This window comes from Levilactobacillus andaensis, assembly GCF_016861695.1.
Classification (GTDB): Bacteria; Bacillota; Bacilli; order Lactobacillales; family Lactobacillaceae; genus Levilactobacillus; species Levilactobacillus andaensis.
On sequence record NZ_BOLP01000002.1, the window covers coordinates 99718 to 116329 of the forward strand.

General features: G+C 50.2%; 15 protein-coding genes. 5 read left to right on the forward strand and 10 right to left on the reverse strand.

Annotated elements, in window-relative coordinates; translation table 11 throughout:
* Positions 1-712: 712 nt before the first annotated feature.
* The 4 genes from JUF10_RS00650 to JUF10_RS00665 form a co-directional block, all read right to left on the reverse strand.
* Entirely contained in the window at positions 713-2098 is a 1386-nt protein-coding gene (locus tag JUF10_RS00650; protein WP_203640323.1) for a HAMP domain-containing sensor histidine kinase, read from the reverse strand.
* A complete protein-coding gene (locus JUF10_RS00655; RefSeq protein ID WP_203640324.1) occupies positions 2079-2786 on the reverse strand; it encodes a response regulator transcription factor in 708 nt (235 codons plus the stop codon). Before JUF10_RS00655 ends, JUF10_RS00650 begins: the two co-directional genes overlap by 20 nt.
* Before the next feature lie 131 nt (positions 2787-2917).
* Positions 2918-3262 carry a hypothetical protein gene (locus tag JUF10_RS00660; protein ID WP_203640325.1) on the reverse strand — a complete coding sequence of 115 codons (345 nt, stop codon included), beginning with the start codon at positions 3260-3262 and terminating at the stop codon, positions 2918-2920.
* Between the two features lie 21 nt (positions 3263-3283).
* Positions 3284-3457, reverse strand: coding sequence for a hypothetical protein (locus JUF10_RS00665; protein WP_203640326.1), 174 nt, complete (start codon positions 3455-3457; stop codon positions 3284-3286).
* A gap of 295 nt (positions 3458-3752) precedes the next feature.
* Here JUF10_RS00665 and JUF10_RS00670 point away from each other — a divergent pair, with 295 nt between their 5' ends.
* The 4 genes from JUF10_RS00670 to JUF10_RS00685 are packed head-to-tail and all read left to right on the forward strand — an operon-like array spanning position 3753 to position 7763.
* Positions 3753-4793, forward strand: a complete 1041-nt coding sequence (locus JUF10_RS00670; RefSeq protein WP_203640327.1) for an ABC transporter ATP-binding protein — start codon at positions 3753-3755, stop codon at positions 4791-4793.
* A complete protein-coding gene (locus JUF10_RS00675; RefSeq protein ID WP_203640328.1) occupies positions 4790-5698 on the forward strand; it encodes a carbohydrate ABC transporter permease in 909 nt (302 codons plus the stop codon). Before JUF10_RS00670 ends, JUF10_RS00675 begins: the two co-directional genes overlap by 4 nt.
* Positions 5695-6525, forward strand: a complete 831-nt coding sequence (locus JUF10_RS00680) for a carbohydrate ABC transporter permease (protein WP_373301250.1) — start codon at positions 5695-5697, stop codon at positions 6523-6525. Before JUF10_RS00675 ends, JUF10_RS00680 begins: the two co-directional genes overlap by 4 nt.
* Positions 6522-7763, forward strand: a complete 1242-nt coding sequence (locus JUF10_RS00685) for an ABC transporter substrate-binding protein (protein ID WP_203640329.1) — start codon at positions 6522-6524, stop codon at positions 7761-7763. The genes JUF10_RS00680 and JUF10_RS00685 overlap by 4 nt, the downstream gene beginning before the upstream one ends.
* A 257-nt stretch (positions 7764-8020) precedes the next feature.
* Here the strand turns inward: JUF10_RS00685 and JUF10_RS00690 are convergent, their stop codons facing one another.
* The 4 genes from JUF10_RS00690 to JUF10_RS00705 form a co-directional block, all read right to left on the reverse strand.
* Complete coding sequence (locus tag JUF10_RS00690) at positions 8021-8728, reverse strand: hypothetical protein (protein ID WP_203640330.1); 708 nt, start codon at positions 8726-8728, stop codon at positions 8021-8023.
* 18 nt (positions 8729-8746) lie between these two features.
* Positions 8747-9295: a hypothetical protein gene (locus tag JUF10_RS00695; RefSeq protein ID WP_203640331.1), complete on the reverse strand. Its 549-nt coding sequence runs from the start codon at positions 9293-9295 to the stop codon at positions 8747-8749.
* Positions 9296-9442: 147 nt separating this feature from the next.
* Positions 9443-10387 (reverse strand): helix-turn-helix transcriptional regulator, encoded by a 945-nt coding sequence (locus JUF10_RS00700; protein WP_236008116.1) that lies wholly within the window; start codon positions 10385-10387, stop codon positions 9443-9445.
* Between the two features lie 72 nt (positions 10388-10459).
* Positions 10460-11461, reverse strand: a complete 1002-nt coding sequence (locus JUF10_RS00705) for an NADP-dependent oxidoreductase (RefSeq protein WP_203640332.1) — start codon at positions 11459-11461, stop codon at positions 10460-10462.
* Between the two features lie 158 nt (positions 11462-11619).
* On the opposite strand from JUF10_RS00705, the gene JUF10_RS00710 reads away from it, so the two are divergent.
* Positions 11620-12171, forward strand: coding sequence for a TetR/AcrR family transcriptional regulator (locus JUF10_RS00710; protein ID WP_203640333.1), 552 nt, complete (start codon positions 11620-11622; stop codon positions 12169-12171).
* Positions 12172-12522: 351 nt separating this feature from the next.
* Here the strand turns inward: JUF10_RS00710 and JUF10_RS00715 are convergent, their stop codons facing one another.
* Positions 12523-14982, reverse strand: a complete 2460-nt coding sequence (locus JUF10_RS00715) for a phosphoketolase family protein (RefSeq protein WP_203640334.1) — start codon at positions 14980-14982, stop codon at positions 12523-12525.
* Positions 14983-15413: 431 nt separating this feature from the next.
* Positions 15414-16271, reverse strand: coding sequence for a glycosyltransferase family 8 protein (locus JUF10_RS00720; RefSeq protein WP_203640335.1), 858 nt, complete (start codon positions 16269-16271; stop codon positions 15414-15416).
* Between the last annotated feature and the right edge of the window lie 341 nt (positions 16272-16612).

Genomic DNA, 16612 nt, shown 5'->3' on the forward strand with positions numbered 1-16612 from the left:
ATCCCTCCCCAAATTTCGATATCATTGTAGTATATCGAAAAACGATAAACAATCTTTGCTAAACGGAAACCATTAGAATCATCGGTGAACAAACAATGATGCCTTGTTTGTTCTTCTTGATCACTTTTAAAATAGGAAATCAGCCGCGCCATTGCACGACAAAAAGAGCTTGAATCTAAATAGATTCAGCTCTCAAGTATTACCCTGTCTTTTTGATGCGCTACGCTGTTAAGTCCAGATAACCTGTCGCCAATCGAGATAGCCCCCACCATCCGACTAGCCACGTCACACCGTAACTATTTTGAATGAGCGAATTTCCCCTGCCATCGAGTTCCCCAACTCGATTTCCCCGGCATGGTTGGCTGGATGTCGCGGGCCACAATCCCAATTAGGCCCAACCATCTAGTCAATTTCACTCTCTTTCGCTTCTGCTAATAACCCTTGCGATGCAAATCATCCCCATGATTACACCGCCTACTCTCACTCTATATGCTCCGATAACCACTATTTTCTTCTATTCTGCTTACTCCTTGACCCGGTCACACTTTCGACAATAGTTATTCCCCTTAACAACTACTGTTGAAAGTACCTTGCCCTTATGCGTTAATGAAAAAGAATCCCTTTCCGATTAACTGAGACTAATTCTACACAGTAATCGGCAGGGATTCCATCTATATTAAAAGAGTTCAAACTGAGAATTTCTCAGAAACCATCACCGAGGTAGGGTCACCATAAAAACGCTGCCCTGCGGTTGATTGTCCCGCACTACAATTTGGCCATGACTCAACGTGACCAACTGCTGAACAATGGCGAGGCCCAAACCGTTACCGGCAACGCTATTGCGCACGCTACTGGCACGGTAGAATCGGCCAAAAATTAGTTTCTTTTGGTCATCTGGCACACCAATGCCTTGGTCGGCAATAGCCAGTGTAACGGTCTGATCATCGGCTGTCAGACTCACGGTAATCGGCGTTTCCGCTGGCGAATACTTCTGTGCATTATTCAACAGGCTGATTAAAATCTGTTCAATACTGTCTTGATGGGCTTGTGCCGTCACCTGCGGCTGAATCTTTGTCCTGATTGGTCGCGTCATGACGTCGCTATAGTGTGTTGCGGTCGCCTGGACCACCGCACTCAAATCAACCGCCGTTGTTTTCAGTTCCAATCGGTTAGCCCGCGACAGTTTCAGCAGACTCTCCACCAGCCGTTGCATGCGTTCCGATTCCTGGTCAATGTACTTTAACGCGGTCGGAATGACCTCTGGATGAGCGTCTCCCCGACGATCGACGAGGGACACATACCCGCGAATCGTCGCAATCGGCGTCTTTAATTCATGAGACGCGTTAGACACGAAGCGGCGATCCGCCTGTTCCTGGTCACTCAACGATTTCAGTAACTGGTTGAACGCCACCGTCAGATCATGTACTTCCTGGGGTGAATCCGGCACTGGCAACTGCCGCTTGTAGTTGTTCGAAATATCTTGGTTAATCACCTTCGTCGTGCCGGTCAACTCAACTAGTGGTCGATTTAGCTTACGCGCCAACAGGTAAATGAACCAGGTCCCGATAATCAGAAAGACTAATGCTATCAATAGAATCAAGCGAATCAACAGCCACAATAATGCCGTAAGTCCATTCAACTTGACCCAAATATCGTAGCGCACACTCGGGTCTGCCTTGTTCGTCGACAAGTCCGAAGCGCGGACGTGGTAAAACAACCCAGTCTTCGTGGCATAGTGTGTATTAGCAGTGAGGTGGGTCACCGACCCCTGGTCCTTAGTCGCCAAAAAGGCCTTGGCATTTGGCGAGTACAAGTAACGCTGCTTCTTCCCTTGCTGGGCCACACTGATGCGAACAAAGGTCGTGTCGGTATCCATCGAACTGCCCATCCGCCACCAATACCAGTCGTTGCGGTTCGCAATGAAGCTGCGTTTGAGGCCGCGGACAATGCCTAACGCTTCGTGGCGTTGCACCTGAAACTGTTTTAACCCGACAACGGAAATAATCACGCTACTCAAAATCACGGTAATACCGAGTAACAATAGCGCATAAACTTTGGTAATCTTGGCGGCACTGGTATTAAATATGTTTTTCTTCATCGCCATCGCCCGTCAATCTGTACCCGACACCCCGCACGGTCTGAATCAGTTGCCCGGGGATGCCGGCTTTTAGCTTGTTTCGCAGGTAACGGACGTAGACATCCACAATGTTGATTTGCCCCTCAAAACTGGTTCCCCACACGGCATCCAGCAGATCATCACGCGTCATGACCTCATCCTCATGCTGCATAAAGACCAGTAAGAGGTCGAACTCCCGCTGGGTCAGCTGAATCTCTACGTCATTGCCGAAGACTTGCCGCGTCTTGGTATCCAGCGAGATAGGCCCCACTCGAAACTTCTTATCATTGATATTCTTAACCACATTACGCCGCAAAATGACCCGGATACGGGCTAAAAGTTCTTCCGTCTCAAATGGTTTAGTGATGTAATCATCGGCGCCAGCGTCTAACCCCGACACCTTATCACCTATGTAATTTCTAGCCGTCATCATGATGATGGGGACGTCGTAATGCCGCCGAATCTTACGCAAAACACCCAACCCATCGATTCCTGGTAACATCCAATCTAAGATGATCAATGAAATTTCAGACTGATGCTGTGCAAATTGAGCTAAGGCGTCCTCGCCACTCGCACAGGCAATCACATCGTACTCTTCAAAACCGAGCTCGGCACTCAACAGCGTCCGCAGCCCCTCTTCATCTTCTACTAAAAGTATGGTCACTTTCAAACTATGGCTTCCCCTCGATAACCGTCATGCGGTTACACGTGTTAATGGGTTAATTCTACCATCTTTTAGCCGGCTAACGAGGCGATGACCCGCTTTCTAACCCAATCTTAAACGAGTTTCCGCATTATGCCCTAACCGGTTGTTTGCCGCCCCAACCGAAAAACATATCCGCTATGGACAATAACTAGAAGTACCAAAATGACTGGCTGATACCACGCAAATCCAAACATCGCATTCAGCGCAAATTGTACCACGACGGCAAGGATGACATCCGTTACTCCTAGCCATAGCCAACTCCATGCTGTATAGCGATGCTGGTAGTGGTAACGTCTGTCGCCAACCCAGAGAATGACTAACAAGACCAGTCCAATCCAGCTCAATAGCCCGTGATAAGTTCCCGTGCTAAATACCAAGTACCACCACAATAAATAGCTCAGCAACAAAATTGTCCGAATCGCCGACCACCACTTTGCCATCGTCAACTTCCCTTCACCAAACTATTTAAACAGCGACCGCCCAACATCTTGACTAAAGACGATCAGCGCAAAGCCGACTAATGCCGACGTTGCCGCAACCGTCACCTGAAACATCATCCCGTAAAGGACGATAACGACCCCTACAATCGCCAACAGATCTCCTAAAAAACTATGCCGCCGCATTCCCTTTTGCATGTGCCATTCCCCTTATCCCCAAAAATTAATTCTCTGTCATTTGTTAATCCCAACTTTAGCAGATGTCGCCGTCAGGTCAAACCAAAACGTCTTACAAATATTGTTATATCAACGATTGCCGCCACTTGGGCATTTCTAAATGGCCGTGTCTCCCCACAACTATTTGTGTGAATTCATGAAGGCCAGTAAATCATCTGCAATCAAAAATATTGATACCACCCTCTTCTGCATTAGGCTATAATAAGGCAGACTGCTCAGCGACCGAAAATACCTATCTGGAAAGGAGGGGCTCCCTATGCGCGCAACACTTCAAGACATTACCTTGGCCTATGATCAGCACACGACTGTTCTCAAAAATTTCACCTGTACTATTCCGACTGGCGAACTGGTCGCCCTCCTCGGCCCCAGCGGCAGTGGCAAGTCGACCATTCTCAACCTGCTGGCCGGCCTGCTGACCCCCGATGCTGGGCAGATTCTATTTGACCAGACCAACGTGACACACCAAGACAGCCGCCAACGCAACATTGGTATGGTCTTTCAGGACTACGCGCTCTATCCACATCTCAGTGTACGTGACAATATCGCTTTCCCCCTGAAAATGGCCCACGTCAAAAAGGCCGCTCGCCAACAGCGCGTGACAGAATTAGCGAAGCTGGTCCAAATCACCGACCAACTGGCTAAATTTCCCCGAGAACTTTCCGGGGGACAACAACAGCGGGTGGCCCTGGCCCGCGCCTTAGCCAAGCATCCCCAACTTCTGTTACTCGACGAACCACTCTCCAGTCTCGACACCACACTCCGGGAAGAATTACGGACCGTCATTCATGACGTTCAGCGGGCCACCGGCGTCACGACCCTTTTTGTCACCCACAATCAGGAGGACGCCCTGCAGATTGCGGACCACATCATGCTCTTGGCAAACGGTCGCCTGCAACAAGTCGGCACCGGCCATGACCTCTATGTGCATCCGCAAAACCTGACCGTGGCCCAATTCATCGGCCGTCCCCAACTCAATCTATGGCCAGTGGCCACCCTGCCTGCTGGGCTACGCGCTAGTCTGCCAGCAACCCTATTGGCTCAGGCAACGACGCTGGGCATTCGCAGTGAGGCCATCCATTTAGCCACTACGCCTGCCGCGGCCCATTTTACAGCCACCATCACCCAGCAACGCCAACTCGGTCGCGACACGCTGACCAGTCTCCAAGCAGCCACTAGTCTGATCAGTACCACCATCCCGCGGACTGACCAAACGACGTTGCCCCTCACCGTTGACCGACATGGCTGTCAGCTCTTCTCGGCTACCGGAGATTGCCTCTGGACGGGGGCCGACCAATGATCAATTCCCGTCCCAATCTGAAGTCAACATTAAAGGCCGCGCTCTATTTAACGCCGTTACTGCTGATCACCCTGTTGTTCACCGTTTGGCCGCTGATAAATGCCTTTCTGATGAGCAGCTATACCAAATACAACTACTATACCAACCAGATCAGCGCGCTGGGTTGGGCAAACTTCATCTATCTCTGGCACGACCCGACCTTTCACCTCGCCGTCCGCAACACCTTGATTCTGGTGCTACTGGTCATGCCGATCACGGTCGCCTTATCCTTGCTGATTGCGCTCGGTTTGAATCACAATCAACACCTGGCCGGCCTGTTACGGACGATTTATTTCTTACCATTCGTCACATCAACCGTCGCTATTGGTCTGGTCTGGAACTGGATTTTCCGACTAGATGGTGGCCTGCTAAATGCTATCTTGGGCAAATTTGGCCTGCACGCCATCGACTGGCTCAACGACCCCCACTACGCCCTGTTCGCGCTCAGTATCGTCTGTATGTGGCAGGGATTAGGCGTTAATATCATTTTATTTTTAGCCGGACTCAACCATATCGACCAACGTTACGCGAGAGTGGCCGAGCTGGACGGCGCTAACGCTTGGCAACGCTTTACGACCATCACGGGACCCCTCTTACTCCCAATGACCGTACTGATCATCGTCAACACCAGCGTTACCAATTTCAAAGTGTTCGACCAGGTCTACGCGCTCTTTCACGGCTCGGCCGGTCCCGGCAACGCCGACCTGACCATGATGTACTACCTCTACCAGAAATTTTACGTCGAAAATCAGGTCACCATCGCCGCGGCCAGCGGAATCGTACTGTTCGCCTTCGTTGGCGGATTGACGCTCCTGACCTACGCCGTTTACCGCCACCGGCAACACCAGTTAGGCGGGTGGTCATGATGAACCGCCTGCTAAATGGCCTCCGCACGTTCTGTCTGTTACTGGGGGCGGCCCTCATGCTCCTGCCCTTCATCTGGATGCTGCTGACCAGCCTCCAACCAGCCAGCACCACGCTCAGTGTGCCGACCAACTGGCTACCGCAAGCCCTGCAGTGGGGTAACTACCTCAACGTTTGGCAGGCAGCTCCCTTTGCCCGCTACTGTCTCAACTCGCTACTGGTCACCAGTGTCACCACGATTGGCCAACTGCTCACCAGCATTCTGGCGGCTTTTGCCTTCACCCATCTTCAATTCTACGGCCGCCGCGTTCTCTTTGGCCTGCTACTAGCTCTGATGCTGGTGCCGGGTGAGCTCTTACTGATTCCAAACTTTGTCACGCTGGCCCATCTGCACTGGATCAACACCTACGCCGCCCTAGTCGTGCCGTGGCTGGCCAGCATCTTCATGTTCATCACGCTCCATCAGGCCTTCCGTGCACAACCTAAAACACTGTACTACGCGGCGCACATCGACGGCGCCAGCGATTGGCAATACCTGTGGCACGTCCTCGTTCCCACCAATCGCCCCATCATCACGGCCGTGGCGTTGCTCCAGGTCATCGGCTCGTGGAACGCATTCATGTGGCCTTTGATCGTCACCAATGACGACCGGTTGCGCACGTTGCCTGTCGGTCTCATGGCGTTTACCAGCGACCAAGGCACCAACTATCCTCTGTTGATGGCCGCAACCGTCTGCGTCATTTTACCCCTGATTCTGCTCTACTTCGGGCTTCAAAAATATCTGATTCTGGGAATGACCACGTCCCCAGCGAAAGGCAAGTCACTATGAAATTATTCCGTTACTTCTTAACCAGCCTCAGCGCTATCCTTCTATTGGGAACACTGAGCGCCTGTTCTCAGGCTAAAACGACCACTAACAAACGGGTCACCATCACCTTCTGGCACGGGATGACCGGTGACCACCAACAAGCACTTAACAAAATGATTCAGGACTTCAACCACTCTCAATCGACCTATAAGGTGGTCGGGAGCTCACAGGGAAACTTCGGCAACGTCCAGCAAAAAATCACAGCGGCCGCAAAGTCCCACACGCTGCCAACGATGGCCCAGACGACCTATACCGACGTCCCCGACTACGTTCACGGCAACTTCATCGTGCCGTTGAACGCCTACGTTGACTCGGCCAAGCTCAAGCAGGTGGTCCCGAGCCTGCGCCAATCCAGCCAGTATCAAGGGAAAACGTACGCCTGGCCATTTTCCAAGTCCGCACGGATTCTCTTCTATAATCGTGACCTGCTCAAAAAGACTGGCCTACGGGTTCCGCGGACTTGGGGCGAGCTGCAACGCGACAGTGTGCGGGCCAAGGCTCAAGGACTGAATGGTCTCGCCCTCGATCAGAGTTTCACGGCGGAACTAAACAATTTAGCCACGCAAGCGGGCACACCATTAATGACACCGCATCCCCAACTAACCAGCCCGAAAATGATTGCGGCGACCCACGTGATCACGGACATGCTCAAGCAGAAAACGGCCACGACGGCGGGCACGGACGGCTTCGGCAACGTCAAATTTTTCAAGGGCAAGACCCTCTTCTATAGTGGCTCGTCCGCGGCACTCGGCATCATGGCCGCCAGCACACCTAAGGGATTCCACTGGAGAACGGCCGTCCTGCCGAGCTATCGCGGGAAGTCTGCGACCAGCATTTCCGGCAACGACCTCGTGCTCTTCAAGTCAGCATCTAAAGCCCAACGTAAGGGCGCGGCGGCCTTCATGCAGTTCTTGTTGACCAAACGAGAGACCGTGAAGTGGGCCAAGGCCACGGGCTATCTGCCACTGACGAAGACGGCATTGAAGAGCCAAGACTATCGCCAGTACTTGGCCAAGAATCCAACGGCTAAAGCGGCGGTCAAGTCCCTCCCCATCGGCTTTCAAGACAAGGCGTTCTATGGCTACAGCACGCAACTGAATGCGGTCAATCAGACTGTGAGCCAGTTGAGCACGCTGGAGGTCACACCAGAAAAGGGATTGGCCCAACTCAAAGCCCAATTGAATCGCGAACAGAAATAATAAAAATCAGGACAAGCCTCCCGCATGAAGGTTTGTCCTGATTTTTTTAGGATCACCGTTTAAGTCGATTGCTTAGAGCGACGTTATGGTGGTGTTATTTATCCGCATGTTTTTAAAATACGATTTCAGCAGTTTCCGCCTTGGTGCCTGGGCAGAACCGCGGGAAACATTACTACTAATACAGTATCAGAAATCATCTCCGCCAGCATGATAATGGTTTCTTTAAGTAACTGTATTTGTTCTTTCTTTGCCTCCAGTTAAGCTAGACTTTGAATCAGGCTCCCCAAGGTATTCCCAAAATTAATTACTGAAGTTACTGCCAAATCTTCATTATCCCCGGTAATCTGTAATGCTTCCAATTTGTCAGCCATCGCAGCTAAGTCTGCATTTTGAGATTTGCTAAAACGACCCTTAAACAGATTGTAAACCTTTAACAGCGCTGTTCTGTCCATCTTATTTTCATCCGCTCCAGAGCCGTAGGAGTAAGGACTCATTAGCTGACCACCCAGATCTTCGTAGCTATCATAAGTTCCAATTGAATGGTCTTGTAACCCTGAACTAGCCGACATCATAGCCCGACTGAACGAAACAGAATCATTAGCTATCATCTTAGCTTTATTCACCGGTGCCTTGCCCGCCGTCAAATACTTCTTATAGATCCAGCCAGACTTGTTACCAGCCTTGATATAGGCCAAAGTGCCCTTCTTACCATTGTTCTTAATGACAGCTTGCTTCGTCACGTACCAGGTCGTGTACTTGTAATGCTTCATCACATAGTGGCGTTTGCTCAGCTTGGCACTCGTGTAAATGTTCCCTTTCTTCCCATGATAGGCTTGACTAGCCACACTGGTCGTTGAAATGACCTTCACACGGCTCTTGGCGCTAGCCGACGTCGTTGCGGCTGGGACAACTAAAGCTAAACTTAATGTAGCTAAGACACTTGCTTTAACAAATTTTTTCATCATATTTTTCTCTCCCATATTTTAGTTATTTTCAGCCCACAGCACAGTCCCTTTAGGATTGAAATGCTTGGCCATCTTCTTCGATGAATAGGAATATCTCCAGTTAACAGGTCTCGAGTTCGCGTTAAGCTCCTTAAGCACCTTAACCTTCTTGCCTTTATAGGTCTTGGTCGTCACCTTTTGATTGAGCACAGCACCCATATCATTTACCGTCTTCCAGCTGTCTAACATCCACCAAGGACTAGAACCAACAACCCCATTACCCATCTTAAAGGCAAAAGCCCAATCTTGATTTGTCTCGGTAATCGTAGGCCATTTTTTATTCGGGTTAAAGTAATGTAGGACGTCACCAGTGTTCTTCTTAGCGGTAATCTTCGTCCGTGCATAATGACCCTTTTCGTAGCGATACCAAGTCCGCCGCATATTCTTGGGATATGACTTCAACAGCGTCTTCTTTGCCGATTGAACCTTGGTTGCTGCTTGGGCGGTAGTCGTTGGTGTCGTGACGATTGCCACGGCCCCCATCGTTCCGGCCACTAACAGTGAGCCAATCAATTTTGACAATTTCATCCTTAAATCCCCTCCTAATGTTTCTATTAATAATTAGTACCAACTCATAAACCTCATTATACAAAACGGGGGTGACATAATATGTCATTTCAAACGTCGCCACGAAAAAAAACGCCTAATAGTTTAATAACTACTAAGCGTTTTACTCTATTCGTATTGTTCTAAGGTGGCCTGCAGCATCGCCCGCATCCGATCCACCAGCGAGACCGGCGACAAGACACGTAATCCGGCGCCCTGACTGAGGAGCCACAGCACGGCCCCATCAATTTTCACGTAAGCCTCAATCACGTAACTGCCATCCGGATATTCTCTAATCACGCGTGACCCCGGAAAATGGTCGAGCGCCGTCTGGACGTAATTGTAATACCGAAAACGAATCCGCGTGAGCGACCCGGAGTCCAGGAGGTAAGCGTAGTTGCGGTGTTCCTGCAGGGAGTAACGTTCATCATAATCGAGCTTCTCACCCGGGAGTTTCTCCTGGATGGCCTGAATCCGGTCCAAGCGGTAAAGCCAATACCCCGCGTGTTCTTCACTCAACATCGCCACATAAAAGTAGTAGGTTTCGAAAAACAACGCGACTGGTTGGGCGTGGTGCACCTGGGCATGGGTCTCGCCCGGGCGACTGCTGCGATAAGTGAAGACCATCCGTTGATTCTGTGTGATACAACTAGCCACTTCCCGCAACACGTGCAAAAGCGGCTTGCTGCGCGACAACGGCACGTAACTGCCCCGCGAAGGCGTCAATTGCTGGCGCATGGCGTCCTGCATCACTGGCGACAGACCCGAACTGAGGTAGTCGAGCGTTCCCGATAGCTCCGTTTGATTCAGCGCCCGCGACCCCAACAGAATGTTGCTCATTGCCAACACCATTTCAGCATCAGTCTCTTCACTTCGTCGCGACAGACGATAGGTGCCGTGCTCTTCAATGAGGTTCCTGACTGTATATTCGGATAACGCGCGGCGAATGTAGGCAAAATCCCGTTGGCTGGTCCGTTCGCTGACGGCATATTTGGCGGCGATTTTCTCCGCTTGCAACGTTTTCCCAGCCATCAACTGGACCATTAATTCCGCAATTCGCTGATTACTCTGCACGCTATTCACCCCGCTCATCAATTTACATAATATATCAGTAATTATGGGGCGAAACTGGTTAAAAGTAAACCGCTAAAAGTGAATCAAGACTTTCCCTTTAGGATGACCGGTGGCAACTAGCTTAAGCGCCTCGTTGATATCGGCTAATTTAAAGGGCGTTGGGTCGACTGCTGGCATGATCTGCGCTTCTTCTACCAATCGAGTGATGGTCCGCAACTGCTTGCCATCACTTCGGACGAAGATAAAGCGGTACTGGCCGCCAACCTGTCTGGCCTGCCGATCAAGCTTCAGCCCAGCGAGGGTGAACAGCGTCGTCTTCCAGAATGGTAAATTGCGGTCCTTGGCGAATTGGCGGTTAGGCCCCATGCGCAGGGATAGCAGCCGGCCACCGCGCTTCAGCACCTGCAGTTCATGGTCATATTCCTTAGGCCCGATGGTATCGATCACATAATCCACGGGGTCGAGTTCTTCCCAATAGTTCTCTTTGTGATAGTCAAAGTAATTCGTGACCCCTTGCGCCAAAAGTTGTTCTTTGGCCCGGGCGTTACCACTAACACTGACCTTCATGCCCATCGCCTTGGCAATCGGAATCGCCATTTGACCGAATGAGCCAGACCCACCGGGAATCATCACCGATTGGCCAGGCCGAGCGCCCAGCTCTTCATGTAGGCCTTGGTAAGCCGTCAAACCAGTCAAGGGAACTGCGGCACTGTGGTCGAAGTCCATTCCCGCCGGCATCGGCGCCAGCGCATCCTGGTCGACCGCCACGTATTCGGCGAAGGCTCCGATCTTGGTGAGTGGCAACCGCGCGTAGACCTTGTCACCGACTTTAAAATCGGTAACCTGTTGCCCCACGGCCGACACGACGCCGGACAGCTCGTTGCCCATGGTAACTGGCCGGGCGTAGTCTTGAATCAGCTTGACGCTACCAGTCCCAATCAACATTTCCAGGGGATTGACGGCAGCCGCTTTGACCTGGACGAGAACCTCGGAATCGGTAATTTTTGGTGTTGGCACTTCCCGGACGACGAGTTTGAAATCTTGTTGGTACTTGTCTAATTGCGCTGCTTGCATAGTTAAATGATCCCCCTTGGATGTGTTGGTAAATTAATTTAATTTCCGTAACTTTTGTCAAAGTGTAAGTCATTTAGTAACAAAAGTCAAATAAAGTTACTTTTCCCCATTTTGTGCTACACTAGATAGAAAGCTATTCAAGGAGGTCGCCAACACCTATGGCACAACTGACTCGCACTAAAATTATCGATGTCGCCGAAACCCTCATCTCGCAAACCGGCGACGCTGCCGTCACCTTAGACCAAATCGCGCAGGAATTGGGCATCACCCACGCCGCCCTCTACAAACATTTCCAGAACAAACGGGATCTGTGGGAAGCCGTCTCCGCTGCCTGGTTCCAACGAACGATTATCGCGGAGATCACCGTCGACGCCACGTTGCCGCCCGAGGACCAGCTGCACGCGTGGCTCTGGGCTTTCGTGAACGCCAAAAAAAGGGCGTATAACACGAATCCCCAGATGTTTACGCTCAATACCCGTTACATCGACAACAACCCCACAGCCCTCCGCACAGTGCTGACTAGCGCCTATCAGGTTATCGATGACATCTTAGGCTACCACGATGCCAACTTTGAACGTGCAGAAACGATTCTGGCAACGTTTTCCGCCTTCACCCTGCCGAATTTCAAGGACAGCTGGAACGCACCGGACTATGAGCAACGGTTTGAGCTGACTTGGAAGTTGATTGCACCTGGGTTGAAAACATTTTAACCTGATTGTCGTAAAAACGCGTTCGGAAGATTATTCCGGACGCGCTTTTTGCTGTAGAACACAATCAGAGCCGGAGGAGGACAGGGATGTAGTCGGCCGTGGAGGTGCTGTTAGCTGGCGATCCTTTAGCCGGCTTACAGCACGGGCGACTTTGAAGACGCGTGGTCTTCGTGGCTTCAAAGCGAGCGAGAAGACTGGTGTCCTTCCAGGCTGAAGCGTCCCCACAGCAGGCGGAATCCCTGGCAGCCGCAGTGCGTAGTTAACCGCCTTAGGTCGCACTCTGCATAAAAAAAGAGACCAGCTCATTTCTGAGCTGGCCTCCCGAGTTTTAATTAACGTTGAATTAAAGAATTACTTCTTTAATGGCGTCCATTGCCACTTCGTAAATTCTTCGATATCGCGACCTTCGTCACGAGTGATCTTCATGTGCTTAGCTAAGATAGTGTCCATCTTGGCATCGAAGGCCTTACCGGCAGCTTCGTCGATAACACCCTTAGCAATCAAGGTGTTAACTGCGTCCTTGGCTTGGTGGAACCGGTCAAGTTCGGAGTAGACACGCATGTCGTAAGCAGTAGTGATGTCACCATCTTCACGGTAACCATGGACATGTAAGCCCAAGTGTTGACGTTCGTAGAAGAAGGATTCAATCAAGTCTTCGTAACCGTGGAAACCAAAGACAACAGGAGTCCCGGATTCGCCGAAGAATGAGCTGAATTCAGCATCGCTCAAGGCACGTTCGTCGTTCAGAGGCCCGTTCTTCTTTTGAAGACGTTCCAATTCAACAACGTTGACGTAACGCATCTTAACAGCTGGGAATGCAGCATTGAGCAAGTCAATGGCAGCCAACGTTTCGATGGTAGGTTCAACACCGGCAGAAGCAAAGACGATATCAGCATCTTCACCTTCAGCAACAGTGGAAGCCCAGTCGATAGTCTTCAAACCAGTGTTAGCCAGTTCTTCAGCTTCGGCAACGGAGAACCATTGTTGACGTGGTTGCTTAGAAGCAACGATATGGTTCAACTTTTGACGGTCCTTGAAGGCGCGGTCAAATACAGCCAAGAGTGAGTTAGCATCTGCTGGCAGGTATTGGCGAATGAAGTCAGACTTCTTTTCGGACAAGTGGGTCAGCATACCTGGGTCTTGGTGGGTGTAACCGTTATGGTCTTGTTGGAATACGGTTGAAGTTGAAACCAGGTTCAATGATGGGTAATCATTACGCCATGGTTCAGCAGCAGCCTGACGGATCCACTTGAAGTGTTGAGTCGTCATTGAGTCGACAACGCGCAAGAATGATTCGTAAGACGTGAACACACCGGTACGACCAGTTAAGGTGTAACCTTCAAGCCAACCTTCAGCTTGGTGTTCTGATAATTGAGCATCCAAGATACGGCCTTCTGGGGCTTCGTATTGGTCGTTTGGTTCCTTGACCTTACTCATCCATTGACGGTTAGTGATCTTGAACATTTCCCAAAGACGGTTAGACATCGTTTCGTCAGGTCCGAATACACGGAATGACGTTGGGTTCTTCGTGGCAACGCCAGCAAAGAAGGTTGACAGAACGTTCATATCCATGTTCTTGTTGCCATCTGGCAATTGAGTCCCACGGTTATTTTCGTTGATGTCGTTAGCGAAGTCTTTCCAGTTTGGTAAGTCGAGCGTTTCAGGCTTTTCGCCACGAGCACGGCCACCATTAGCAACTGGGTTAGCAGCCATCCGCTTGTCGCCCTTAGGAGCGAAGTCAGCGACTTCTGCCTTCAATGAACCATCCGTGTTGAATAATTCAGCAGGCTTGTATGAGTTCATCCAAGCTTCGAATTCTGGAAGTTCGTCAAGCTTACCTTGTGCTAAGCCAAGTGGAACTTGGTGAGCACGGAAGGAGCCTTCGATTGGTTCGCCAGCTGGGTTCGTCTTAGGACCGCCCCAACCTTTAGGCAAACGAGCGATAACGACTGGCCAAGCAGCAACTTCGCCGTCTTGGTACTTGCCGTTTTCACGGGCGTCTTTTTGGATTTGCTTGATGTCAGCGATAGCTTGGTCAAATAACTTAGCAGCTTTTTCGTGGTAAGTCATGTAATCATGGATATCGTCGTTTTCAAGGAAACGAGGTGACCAGCCTAAACCTTCGAAGAACTTAGCGATGTTTTCATCGCTCATCCGTGAGAAGAGAGTTGGGTTGGAGATCTTGAATCCGTTTAAGTCAAGAATAGGTAATACGGCACCATCGTTCTTAGGGTTCAAGAACTTGATGGAATGCCATGCAGTCATGGCTGGGCCAGTTTCAACTTCCCCATCACCAACAACCGTAAAGGCGATTTGGTCTGGGTTGTCTAAGACAGCACCAGTAGCATGTGAAAGTGAGTAACCAAGTTCCCCACCTTCGTGGAGTGAACCAGGCGTTTGGGCAGTCATGTGGGAACCAATTCCACCAGGGAATGAGAACCGCTTGTACAGACGTGACATCCCTTCAAGGTCCTGAGTGATTTCAGGGTAAGCATCCGTGTACGTGCCGTCCAAGTAAGAGTTAGTTACCATTACTTGACCACCATGACCAGGGCCACCGATATAGAACATGTTCAAGCCGTACTTGTTGATCAGACGGTTAGCGTGCGCATACAGGAAAGTTTGTCCTGAAATAGTACCCCAGTGTCCGATAGGCTTAACCTTAACGTCGTCCTTTTGGATTGGTGTGTTCGTAACTGAGAACAATGGGTTGCTCTTCAGGAAGATCATACCACCGGAAAGGTACGTTGTAGCACGCCACCAAGCGTCAACTTTTTCCAAGTAAGACTTGGAATCAAAATCTACTGCCATGAATTCTACACTCCTTCGTGTCGTTGAGTTGCATCTTCTAAATTAACATCAATGAGTCAGAGTCAATTTGTATTCTTTAACTATACTAAACTTTTCGAAAAAGTCAACCTTTTTCTAAAGTGGTACGACCCAATATCTGGACAAATCACTTTTCATAGCTAGCACAGCTTGCAAATTCCGTACCGAAATCGACCGTTTGCGTTCGCCACGACCCTTCTATCGGTTGCCACGACTTGTTTTCCCAGAAACTGAATTCAAAATCCGAATTTCGTTCTCAGTATACCAGATTTTTACCGTGAAGCATCGTGGTTTACTCGTGTCTGGAAGATTTTCTTTGCGGAAACTGACCATTTTCACTTTCAAACGGGGTCGATTTACACGAAAAAAGACTAAGCCGATGAGTGACTTAGTCCGTTTTCAATCCAATTTTTCTAGTTTTCATCCACCGTCACTCGCGCCAACTTCGCTGTTAACCGCTGTAACTGCTGCTGATAGTTCAGAAATAGCCCGGTAAACTTGCTGTCGCTGTTGGCGTCCCACGGTTTGGGCGTGCCGCAGTAGTGCAAAATGACCGTGTTGGCCATGACCCAGTGGATGTCGTGTTGACTCAAACTGCGTGTCTGATAGCCTAAATATTTTCGCGTGTCGTAATTCCAAATTTCCTCAGGAATTTCTACGATATCTGACCCATAAAGAAAGTTGAGGACATCTTGGTCCGGTAAAAGGAGCTCGTTTTGGTGTTCTTCGATCATCTTGGTGATGTCGTCTAACTTGATTTTGGCTCGTGCTTGGTCGAGGTCAATCACCAATACACCGGAATTAAAGTAGCTGGTCGTGGTCCCCAGTCGCAGCTGATTCACGCTGTCGACCAGGTTGGTGACGCCGCGATGGACAGCAGCTGCCAGCATATGGCCGTCCAGATCTAGCTCCCAGAGTGGTCGCAACGGGTTGATGACTAGCAAATCGGGGTCCAAATAGATGACCCGTTTGACCGTTGGTGGCAGAATCTGTCCGCTCAGTAACCGGAAGTACATTTCCTTCGGGTAGCGCTTGATCAGCGGCACCCCGGCGGCGAAATCCGTTTGTACCCGTTCGTTGCTGAACTGCCAGTCGAACGCGGCGGTCAGGTTCCGCACGTCGTCGACTTCGGCCGCCGTCAGACTGGCGTGTACCAACCACAAGTGAATCTGTTCATCCGGATTATTCGCGTGTACCGAGTAGAGCATCACCTTTAACGGCGCCAAATAGCCCGCGTTGAGGGTGACCAGGAGATTGATTTCATCAGACAAAATCTTCCACCGACTTTCGTTGTTATTTTGACTTCTCTTCTATAGTTAATCATTTTTGGTCGAAATAAACACGGATTGTGACCCAGACGGCCATTTTTCTTGGTGATGGTTTATTCCAGACGACTTGCCTAGGCGAAATATCCCTCACTAGGTATACTGAAAGCATTACAGCTAAGGAGTGTGTCTCGACTATGGAGTTAACGTTATTTTATGCGGCAAGTGCGAGTCCCATGGCGCCCCACATATTAACCAGCAGAACCAAACGAACAAAGAAGGAGTAAAACCAGATGTTTTCTGGCCTTACTCCTTCTTTTAATTAAACTACCAATTAGCTCCTAATC

Bases quoted from the DNA above. Each gene is read 5' to 3' on its own strand.
- JUF10_RS00650 (WP_203640323.1), bottom strand. From the start codon at position 2,098: ATGAAGAAAAACATATTTAATACCAGTGCCGCCAAGATTACCAAAGTT.
- JUF10_RS00660 (WP_203640325.1), bottom strand. From the start codon at position 3,262: ATGGCAAAGTGGTGGTCGGCGATTCGGACAATTTTGTTGCTGAGCTAT.
- JUF10_RS00665 (WP_203640326.1), bottom strand. From the start codon at position 3,457: ATGCAAAAGGGAATGCGGCGGCATAGTTTTTTAGGAGATCTGTTGGCG.
- JUF10_RS00670 (WP_203640327.1), top strand. From the start codon at position 3,753: ATGCGCGCAACACTTCAAGACATTACCTTGGCCTATGATCAGCACACG.
- JUF10_RS00675 (WP_203640328.1), top strand. From the start codon at position 4,790: ATGATCAATTCCCGTCCCAATCTGAAGTCAACATTAAAGGCCGCGCTC.
- JUF10_RS00680 (WP_373301250.1), top strand. From the start codon at position 5,695: ATGATGAACCGCCTGCTAAATGGCCTCCGCACGTTCTGTCTGTTACTG.
- JUF10_RS00685 (WP_203640329.1), top strand. From the start codon at position 6,522: ATGAAATTATTCCGTTACTTCTTAACCAGCCTCAGCGCTATCCTTCTA.
- JUF10_RS00690 (WP_203640330.1), bottom strand. From the start codon at position 8,728: ATGATGAAAAAATTTGTTAAAGCAAGTGTCTTAGCTACATTAAGTTTA.
- JUF10_RS00695 (WP_203640331.1), bottom strand. From the start codon at position 9,295: ATGAAATTGTCAAAATTGATTGGCTCACTGTTAGTGGCCGGAACGATG.
- JUF10_RS00705 (WP_203640332.1), bottom strand. From the start codon at position 11,461: ATGCAAGCAGCGCAATTAGACAAGTACCAACAAGATTTCAAACTCGTC.
- JUF10_RS00710 (WP_203640333.1), top strand. From the start codon at position 11,620: ATGGCACAACTGACTCGCACTAAAATTATCGATGTCGCCGAAACCCTC.
- JUF10_RS00715 (WP_203640334.1), bottom strand. From the start codon at position 14,982: ATGGCAGTAGATTTTGATTCCAAGTCTTACTTGGAAAAAGTTGACGCT.